Origin of the sequence: Kitasatospora putterlickiae (assembly GCF_039527695.1) — a bacterium.
Lineage (GTDB): Bacteria > Actinomycetota > Actinomycetes > Streptomycetales > Streptomycetaceae > Kitasatospora > Kitasatospora putterlickiae.
The window spans coordinates 1-8,948 of sequence record NZ_BAAAKJ010000437.1; the positions used below are offsets into that span (position 1 = coordinate 1).

6 protein-coding genes are annotated in these 8,948 nt (G+C 72.6%); 2 read left to right on the top strand and 4 right to left on the bottom strand.

All coding sequences use genetic code 11. The annotated features are described in order from the left end of the window. The coding region (locus ABD308_RS35885) for an LCP family protein (protein ID WP_344344313.1) at positions 1-1,365 on the top strand (1,365 nt) is incomplete at its 5' end. 173 nt (positions 1,366-1,538) lie between these two features. Here the strand turns inward: ABD308_RS35885 and ABD308_RS35890 are convergent. Both ABD308_RS35890 and ABD308_RS35895 read right to left on the bottom strand, forming a co-directional pair. Next, positions 1,539-2,171 (bottom strand): acyltransferase, encoded by a 633-nt coding sequence (locus ABD308_RS35890; RefSeq protein ID WP_344344316.1) that lies wholly within the window; start codon positions 2,169-2,171, stop codon positions 1,539-1,541. Positions 2,172-2,277: 106 nt separating this feature from the next. Continuing rightward, a complete protein-coding gene (locus ABD308_RS35895) occupies positions 2,278-3,318 on the bottom strand; it encodes a glycosyltransferase family 2 protein (protein WP_344344319.1) in 1,041 nt (346 codons plus the stop codon). Between the two features lie 219 nt (positions 3,319-3,537). Between ABD308_RS35895 and ABD308_RS35900 the strand changes: the two genes are divergently transcribed. Then, positions 3,538-5,094 (top strand): LCP family protein, encoded by a 1,557-nt coding sequence (locus tag ABD308_RS35900; RefSeq protein WP_344344321.1) that lies wholly within the window; start codon positions 3,538-3,540, stop codon positions 5,092-5,094. A 183-nt stretch (positions 5,095-5,277) separates the two neighbouring features. Here ABD308_RS35900 and ABD308_RS35905 read toward each other — a convergent pair whose 3' ends face one another. Further along, the gene (locus tag ABD308_RS35905; RefSeq protein ID WP_344344323.1) at positions 5,278-7,842 is read right to left on the bottom strand and encodes an ABC transporter permease; all 2,565 of its coding nucleotides are present in this window, start codon (positions 7,840-7,842) and stop codon (positions 5,278-5,280) included. A 22-nt stretch (positions 7,843-7,864) separates the two neighbouring features. Beyond that, positions 7,865-8,653, bottom strand: coding sequence for an ABC transporter ATP-binding protein (locus ABD308_RS35910; protein WP_425554936.1), 789 nt, complete (start codon positions 8,651-8,653; stop codon positions 7,865-7,867). Positions 8,654-8,948 lie beyond the last annotated feature (295 nt).

An 8,948-nucleotide genomic window follows, 5' to 3' on the forward strand; every position in this document is an offset into this window, starting at 1 on the left:
ACCACCGTCAAAGTACAGCTGGGCAACGAGGCGGAGCGGCCCAAGCCGGTCGGCGACGCCATGAACATCCTGGTGATCGGCACCGACAGCCGGGAGGGCCTGGGCCGCGCGTACGGCGACGAGGGCAGTGCCGGGCACGCCGACACCACCATGCTGTTCCACGTCGCCAAGGACCGCAGCAACGCCACGGTGCTCAGCATCCCGCGCGACCTCATGGTGCCGGTCCCGGACTGCCAGGCCCCGGACGGGAAGACCATCCCCGGCACGGCGCGCACGATGTTCAACAACAGCCTCGGCCAGGAGGGCCGCGACCCGAGCTGCACCTGGAAGACGGTCGAGAAGATGACCGGGATCCGGATCGACCACTTCATGATGGTCAACTTCGACGCCGTGAAAACGCTCTCCACCGCCGTCGGCGGCGTCGAGGTGTGCGTGGCCAAGGACATCAACGACCCGGACTCGCACCTGAAGATGAGCAAGGGCCGGCACGTCGTCCAGGGCGACGAGGCGCTCGCCTTCGTTCGTACCCGGCACGCCGTCGGGCAGGGCGGCGACCTCTCCCGGATCCCGCTGCAGCAGCAGTTCATCAGCTCGATGATCCGCTCGGCCAAGAGCAACGACACCCTGACCGACCCGGCCAAGCTGTGGAAGCTCGCGGACGCCGCCACCAAGGCGCTCACCGTCGACTCCGGGATCGGCAGCGTCGACAAGCTGACGAGCCTCGCGCTGGACGTCAGCAAGGTCGACACCAAGAACATCACCTTCGCCACCGTGCCGGTGCTGGACGACCCGGCGGACGAGAACCGGCTGGTGCTCAAGCAGCCGGACGCCGGGCAGCTGTTCTCGATGGTCGGGAACGACCGGTCGCTGACCGAGACGGCGACCACCGCTCCGCAGACCCCTTCCGCCCCCTCGGCTCCGGCCGCGTCGGCCGCCCCGACCGGCCCGGCCGCCCCCGCCACGACGGCCCCGGCGGCTCCCCCGGCGGCGGACGCGAAGGAGCTGCGGGTGGCGGTGCGCAACGGCAGCGGGACGCCCGGGCAGGCGCAGCAGACCGTCGACCGGCTCCATGCGCAGGGCTACACCCGGGCCGTGACCGGCTCCAACGCGCCGGTCGCGGCGGCCACCACCATCGCCCACCCGGCCGCGAAGGCCGCCGAGGCGGCGGCGCTGGCCACGGCGCTGGGCCTGCCCGCCGACGCGGTCAAGGCGGACCCGAAGCTGGGCGCCAAGGACGGGCTGGTGCTGGTGCTCGGCAAGGACGCGCCGGCGGCCGCCGCGGCCACCCCGAGCGCGCCGGTGACCGAGGCGCCCAAGGACCTCCAGCGGGTCCAGGCCGACGACGCCGACATCTGCGCGAAGTAGCGTTCAGGGCGCGGCCGGGGCTAGGGCTTGTCTGACCATTCGCGTCGCATCAGCGCGCGGCGTCGGGCGCCCGGCTGGGCGTGCCGCCGGAACGTCCTCGTACTGGACGTACTTGGACGATTCGGCGGTGCGTCCAGGCGGGATGCCCGGCGTCGTGCGCGCGGCGGGAATCGTCAGACAAGCCCTAGCATGCCGTCCGCCTCGCGGTACTCCTCACCGGTGCGCGGGCAGCGCCAGCGGTCCTCGCCGGCCGGCTCCAGCGGCTCGCCGGCCCGGCCGACCCACTTGATCCGGCGGGCCGGGACGCCGGCCACCAGGGCGAAGTCCGGGACGTCCCGGTGCACCACCGCGCCGGCCGCGACCAGGGCCCAGCGGCCCACCGTCACTCCGGCGACCAGCACCGCGCGGCCGCCGATCGAGCACCCCTGGCGGAGCGTCACCCCCCGGGCGTGCCAGTCGTCTCCGCGCTTGAGCCGGCCGTCGACGTCCACCGAGCGGGGGTAGAGGTCGTTGGTGAGCACCGCGGCCGGACCGACGAAGACGCCGTCCTCCAGCACCGCGGGCTCGTAGACCAGCGCGTGGTTCTGCAGCTTGACCCGGTCGCCGATGCGTACGCCCGGGCCGACGTAGGCGCCGCGGCCGATGACGCATTCCGCGCCGATCACCGCGTCCTCACGGACCTGGGCGAGGTGCCAGACGGTCGTCCCGGCGCCGAGCACCGCGCGCCCGTCGACGTCGGCGGTCGGCTCGACCCTGGCTCCGGCGCCCGCGGAAACGGCGGCGGACCCGCCCTCAACTGTCCCCATGGCGCCCGACGATAGCGCCGGGCGAGGGAACGGGAGAGCGGGTCCGCGGGATTGGCCGGTTGGTGCCCGGGGAGCCCGGGAGGGCGGCCGGGAGGGCCGCCGGGTGTCAGCCGCGCTCGGCCACCACGTCGGCGGCGGACGCGGCACTGCTGCCTATCACCTTGCGGGCCAGCGAACGCGGCGAGGTGATGAAGCCGAACCCCCAGCTGAGGTGCATGGTCGCGAAGGCCACCGGGAGCAGCGCCTTCGCCTTCAACGACAGGCCGCGGCCCTCGACCAGCGCGCCGCCCAGTATGCCGAGCAGGTAGGCGACGGGGGCGGCCAGGAAGGCCGGATGGACGGCCACGCCGAGCACCAGCCCGAGCAGGACGCCGAGGAAGGCGGCCGGGGGCGCGAGGTAGCGCAGGTTGACCGAGCCCCGGTGGAACCGGGTGACGACCCGGCGCCAGCGGCCGTAGTCCTTGTACTGCTTGGCCAGCGCCTTGACGCTGGGCCTGGGGCGGTAGGTGACGCGCAGTTGGGGGGTGAACCAGACCAGGCCGCCGTCCTGGCGGATGCGGTAGTTGAGCTCCCAGTCCTGCGCGCGGACGAACTCCTCGTTGTAACCGCCGAGCCGCTCCAGCACCTCGCGCCGGAACACCCCGAGGTAGACGGTGTCCGCCGGGCCGGCCAGGCCGCCGGTGTGGAAGGCGGCGTTGCCGACGCCTATCTTGGAGGTCATCGCGACGGCGACCGCGTTCTCCCACTCGGTCTCGCCCTCGGCGTGCATGATGCCACCGACGTTGGCCGCCTCCATCTCGCGGAGCAGCCGGACCGCCGTGACGATGTAGCCCGGGGTCAGCAGGCCGTGGCCGTCGACCCGCACCACGACCGGGTGGCTGGAGCCGCGGATCGCGGCGTTCAGCCCCGCCGGGGTGCGGCCGGTGGGGTTCTCCACGGTCCGGACCCTCGGGTCCTCGGCCACGAGTTCGGCGGCGATCTGCGCGGTGCGGTCGGTGGACGGACCGAGGGCGATCACCACCTCCATCGGCCCGGGGTAGTCCTGTTCCAGGATGCGCCGGACGGCCGTACGCAGGTGTCGTTCCTCGTTGAGCACCGGCATGATCACGGAGACCGCCGGCAGCTCCTCAGCAGCCTTGGTGTTCATCGGGGCCAACCGTACCGGTGTGGGCGGGGTGCCGTCTTGTCCCGGTCTGGGCCGCTGTGCCCGGCCCGGAGGCGGCCGTGTGCGAAGGATCGTCGAGGAGACGTCCCACCTCGCCGGAGAGCACCAGGAGGAACGTTTCACCGATCGGGGCCCACCGTACAACCCGAGCCCGGCGCGCCCTCACCCGGGCCGACCGAGGGCGCCCTTACCATCCGAGAGATGCCCGTCTCCCCCCTCTCCGCCACGTCCGGAGGCCCGGCCGGCGCCTCGCCGGGACGGCGGCGCCGCTGGCCCCAGCGGCTGGCCGCAGGCGTCGCCTTCGCCGTCCTCGCCACCTCCTGCGGGGGCTGGGCGGTGCTGCACGGCATCGGGTCGATAGACCGGGTCGACGCCTTCACCGATGACCGGGCCCGGCCGGCCGACGACGGCTCCACCACCTTCCTGGTGGTCGGCACCGACGAGCGCGAGGGCATCCCGGAGAAGACGCTGAAGAGCGTCCTGCACGCCGGGGGCGAGTCCTGCCACTGCACCGACACGATGATGATCGTCCAGCTGGCCGGGAACGGCTCCCGGGCCAGTGTGATCAGCATTCCGCGCGACTCCTACGTCGACATCCCCGCCCACCGGGACCCGGCGACCCGCAAGGAGGTCCCGGCCGGCAAGGGGAAGATCAACGCCGCGTACGGGCTGGGCGGGCCGCAGCTGGTCGTCGCGACCGTCGAGGAGAACACCGGGCTGCGGATCGACCACTACCTCCAGGTGAACTTCGCCGGGTTCGTCGCCGCCGTGGACGCCGTGGGCGGGGTCCGGGTCTGCACCTCCAAGCCGCTCAAGGACGAGTACTCGGGGCTGGACCTGCCGGCCGGCACCAGCACCCTGGACGGCGCGGGGGCGCTCAAGTACGTGCGCGCCCGGCACCTGGACGGCAGCGCCGACCTGGGGCGGATGCACCGGCAGCAGAGGTTCGTCGCCCAACTGCTGCACGAGGTGACCAGCAGTGGCACCCTGCTCAACCCGGTCCGGCTGGCCCGGGTCACGGACAGCCTGCTCGGCTCGGTCAAGGCCGACCAGGACCTCTCGGCCGACGACCTGGTCACCCTGGCGACCCGGATGAAGGACCTGACGGCCGGGCGGGCCGACTTCGCGACCGTGCCGCTGGCGTCGGTGGACCATCCGGTCGCCGGGTGGGGGTCGACGGTGGTGTGGGACGAGGAGCGGGCGGGGGAACTGTTCGGCGCCGTCCGCGCGGGGCGGCCGCTGACGGCGGGGGCGGGCGGTTCGGCTGGGGCTGCGGCAGGGGCTTCGGCTTCGGCTTCGGCTTCGGCTTCGGCTGGGGCCACCGTCGCGCCGGAGCAGGTGCACGTCCAGGTGCTCAACGCGGCGGGGGTGTCGGGGCTGGGCGCCCGGGTCGACTCCGAGCTGCGGCGGGCCGGGTTCGCCACCACCGGAGCGCCGTCCAACGCCCCGGCGGGCACGGTGGCCGGGCGGACGGTGATCCGCTACGACCCGCGCTGGGCCGACGCGGCGCGGACGCTGGCGGGCGCGGTGCCGCAGGCCGAGCTGACGCCGGTACCGGGGCTGGGGATGGTCCTCCAGCTGTACGCGGGCACGGACTACCCGGCGGCCGGGCCGACCGCGACGGCCACCCCCTTGCCGCCGGTGCCGAGCGCGGCGCCGTCCGGCTCGACGGCGGAGCCGCACGCCGGAGGGGCGGGCGGCGGAGGCGGGGCGGAGCCGGGCGACGTCGAGCGGGCGAGCGACATCATCTGCCCCTGACCGGCCGGCCCGTGCGGGCATGGGGAGAGGCAGGACGCCACGCGGCACCCTGACCCTCCCCTGTTCCCCTGTCTCCCCTGTCTCCCCTCTTCCCCCGCTCCCCCGTTCCCCCGCTCCCCCGTTCCCCCGTTCCCCCTGTCACCGGTGCGACCCCCGATCCCCCGATCCGGGGGTCGCCTCCGGTCAGTCCGTCGCGATCGCCGCGAGGACGTTCATCCGACCGGCCCGGAAGGCCGGTATGAGGGCGGCCAGCAGGCCGATGACCACCGAGGCGGCCAAGGTGAAGGCGATCGTGGTGACCGGGACGGCGAGCGCCTCCAGTCCCTGGCTCCGCAGCACCCGCTGGCCGGTGACGCCCCAGGCCAGGCCCAGCGCGGTGCCCAGCACGGCGCCGAACACGGCGATCACCACCGACTCCAGGCGGATCATCCGGCGCAGCTGGCGACGGGAGAGCCCGATCGCCCGCAGCAGGCCGATCTCACGGGTCCGCTCGACCACCGAGAGCGCCAGGGTGTTGATCACACCGAGCACAGCGACCACGATCGCCAGGAAGAGCAGGCCGTAGATCATGTAGAGCAGGGAGTTGACCTGCTCCTGGACGAGCTCCTTGTAGCCGGCCTGGTCGCGGACCGAGGCCTGCGGGTACTCCGTGAGCGCGCCCTCCAGGGCGGTGAGCGTCTTGGCGACGTCCGCCCCGGCGGTCGCCGTACCGAAGGCCACCGTGGTCACCGGCTGGTCGGCGGCCGGCACCGCCTTGGCGACGGTGTCCAGCGCGGCGAAGATGGCGCCGTCGAAGAGCTGGTTGCCCTTCGTCATGATGACGCCGACCGGCAGCGTCTGGAAGCGGCCCTCACCGTATTCGATCTTGATGGTGTCGCCGACCTTGAGGCCGTGGTCCTTGGCGTAGTCCTCGCCGACCGCCAGCGCGCCCTGATTGAGGGAGTCGGCGGCACCCGCCTTGACGGGCAGCGCGAAGTCCTCGGTGAACCGCCCGGTGACCGCGGCGACGCGGCTCGTGGTGGCCTTGCCGTCCGGTGTGGTGAAGCGCGCGGACAGTTCCTTCTGCTCGGTGATGTGGTCCACGCCCGGGGTCTTCCGCACGGCGTCGACGATCTTCTCGGGCACGCCGTTCTGACCCGCCGTGACGATGTAGTCGGCACCCACCGAGCGGTCGAGCTGCTGGTTGGTGGACTTGATCACCGTGGAGGTGAAGACCGAAGCGCCGATCACCAACGCCAGTCCGATCATCAGCGCGGCGGCCGTGGCGCCGGTGCGACGCGGGTTGCGCATCGCGTTGCGCTGGGCCAGCTTGCCGGACGGGCCGAACACGGCCGGCAGCAGGGCGCCGAGCACCCGCACCACGGTGGTGGCCAGCAGCGGGCCGAGGACGACGAAGCCGACCAGGGTGAACAGCACGCCCAGCCCGATGTACTGGCCGCCGGTGGCCGTCTTGTCCGCGGTGGCGGCCAGCCCCAGCAGGCCGGCGCCGCCCACCGTCAGCACCAGGCCGATGATCGCCCGGACGGTGTTGGAGCGGGGCTCGGCCGGGGTGCCGTGGTCGCGCAGCGCGGCGATCGGCGCGATCCGGCTGGCCCGGCGGGCCGGTATCCAGGCCGAGAACACGGTGATCACGATGCCCACCGCGTACCCGGCGACGAACACGCTCGCGCCGATCTGCAGGTCGGAGGCGTCGAGGTGCATGCCGGCCGCGTTCATCAGCTGGATCAGCCCGACCGCGAGGCCGAGGCCCGCGGCGACCCCGAGCGTGGATCCGGACACGCCCAGCAGCAGCGCCTCCACCAGCACCGAGCGGTTGACCTGCCGGCGGCTGCCGCCGACGGCGCGCAGCAGGCCGATCTCCCTGGTGCGCTGGGCGACCAGCATCGAGAAGGTGTTGATGATCAGGAAGCCGCCGACCAGCACCGAGATGCCGGCGAAGCCGAGCATCGCGTACTTCATGAAGTCGAGGAACGAGCCGGCGTCCTTGGCCTTCTCCGCCTTCTGCTCCGCCGCCGTCATCGCCTGGAAGCCGGTCCCGAACGCGGCCAGCGCGTCGGACTTGAGCTGCTCGTCGGAGCGGCTGCCGTCGCCGAACGCCTCGACCGAGGTGAAGGCGGCCTGCCTGAACAGGACGTTCTGCGCGGTGGCGGTGTCCAGGAAGGCCAGCGCCGCACCCGGGTTGGTGGTCTTGAAGGTGGCGATGCCCACGATGGTGAAGTCGTGGTTGTCGACGGCGATCACGCGCAGCCTGTCGCCCAGGCCGAGCTTGGCCTTCTTGGCGGTGTCCGCGTCGAGGACGACCTCGCCGGCGCCCTGCGGAACGTGGCCGGAGGTGATCTCGACCGGGTTGCGCGGGGTGTCCGCCCAGTTGGCGACGATGGTCGGGGCGCCGGTGGTCGGGCCGACCTTCTTGTTGGTGCCCGGGTTGACCAGGGTGGTGCTCTCCACGGAGATCTGGCCGATCGCCGTCTTCACCCCGGGGAGCGCCGCGACCTTCCCGACGGCGTCGACGGGTACCGTGCGCGTCTTCGCGCGGGTGTCGTCCTCCTCGCCGAACTCCGGCTTGGCGGGCTTGACGGAGAGGTCGGAGGAGGTCGAGGCGAAGAGCCGGTCGAAGGTGCTGGTCGCGGTGTTGGAGAACACCAGCGTCCCGGACACGAACGCGACCGACAGCACGACCGCGATCAGGGAGAGCAGCATCCGCCCCTTGTGGGCGAAGAAGCTCCGCAGTGACGTCTTGAGCAACATGGTCCTGTCCGCCCCCGCCCGTTCAGCTGGTGCGCTTGCCGTCGAAACGGCGCATGCGTTCGAGGACGGAGTCGGCCGTCGGGGCGTGCATCTCGTCGACGATCACGCCGTCGGCGAGGAACAGCACGCGGTCCGCGTAGCCGGCGGCGACCGGGTCGTGGGTGACCATCACGATGGTCTGGCCCAGCTCGTCGACGCTGCGGCGCAGGAAGGAGAGCACCTCGGCGCCGGAGCGGGAGTCGAGGTTGCCGGTGGGCTCGTCCCCGAAGATGATCTCGGGGCGGGCGGCCAGCGCCCGGGCCACCGCGACGCGCTGCTGCTGGCCGCCGGAGAGCTGCGTCGGGCGGTGCTTGAGCCGGCCCGAGAGGCCGACCGTCTCCACCACCCGGTCCAGCCAGGCCTGGTCCGGCTTGCGGCCGGCGATGTCCATCGGGAGCGTGATGTTCTCCAGCGCGTTCAGCGTCGGCAGGAGGTTGAACGCCTGGAAGATGAAGCCGATCTTGTCCCGGCGCAGCCTGGTGAGCTGCTTGTCCTTCAGGCCGGTGATCTCGGTGTCACCGATCCAGATCCGCCCGTCGGTCACCGTGTCCAGACCGGCCAGGCAGTGCATCAGGGTCGACTTGCCGGAACCCGAGGGGCCCATGATCGCGGTGAAGCGGCCGCGCTGGATGTCGACGTCGACCGCGTCCAGGGCGGTGACCCTGGTCTCGCCGGAGCCGTAGGACTTGGTCACCTGACGAGCCGAAGCGGCGACGGCGGAGGCACCGCCGGGAAGCTGGGGGTCGTACACGGCTGCTGCTGCCGTCGTCACTGTCGTCTCCTAAGAAGTGGGCCCACCCGTTGCCCCCCCAGCCTCGTGCGTTCCACCCGTCCGGCGACATCGCGCAGGGGATAGTTTTCGACCGGGAGTTAGCTTCACCCTGCCGGTGAACCGGGGACCCGGACCCGATCGCACCGGGTCCGCCTCGGACGGGCGGGGATGTGAACCACGTTAGGAGTCGGGGCCCCACCCCCTCGTCATCCGACGGTAGGAAGCGGCCCAACCGGAGTTGTACGGGGTGCCGGACCCCTCCCCCTAGGGGACGACGGGGGCCCCGTCAGGGTCG

What these genes read in the sequence shown, in the direction of transcription:
- ABD308_RS35900 (WP_344344321.1), top strand. Translation starts at nt 3,538, where the DNA reads ATGCCCGTCTCCCCCCTCTCCGCCACGTCCGGAGGCCCGGCCGGCGCC.
- ABD308_RS35890 (WP_344344316.1), bottom strand. Translation starts at nt 2,171, where the DNA reads ATGGGGACAGTTGAGGGCGGGTCCGCCGCCGTTTCCGCGGGCGCCGGA.
- ABD308_RS35895 (WP_344344319.1), bottom strand. Translation starts at nt 3,318, where the DNA reads ATGAACACCAAGGCTGCTGAGGAGCTGCCGGCGGTCTCCGTGATCATG.
- ABD308_RS35905 (WP_344344323.1), bottom strand. Translation starts at nt 7,842, where the DNA reads ATGTTGCTCAAGACGTCACTGCGGAGCTTCTTCGCCCACAAGGGGCGG.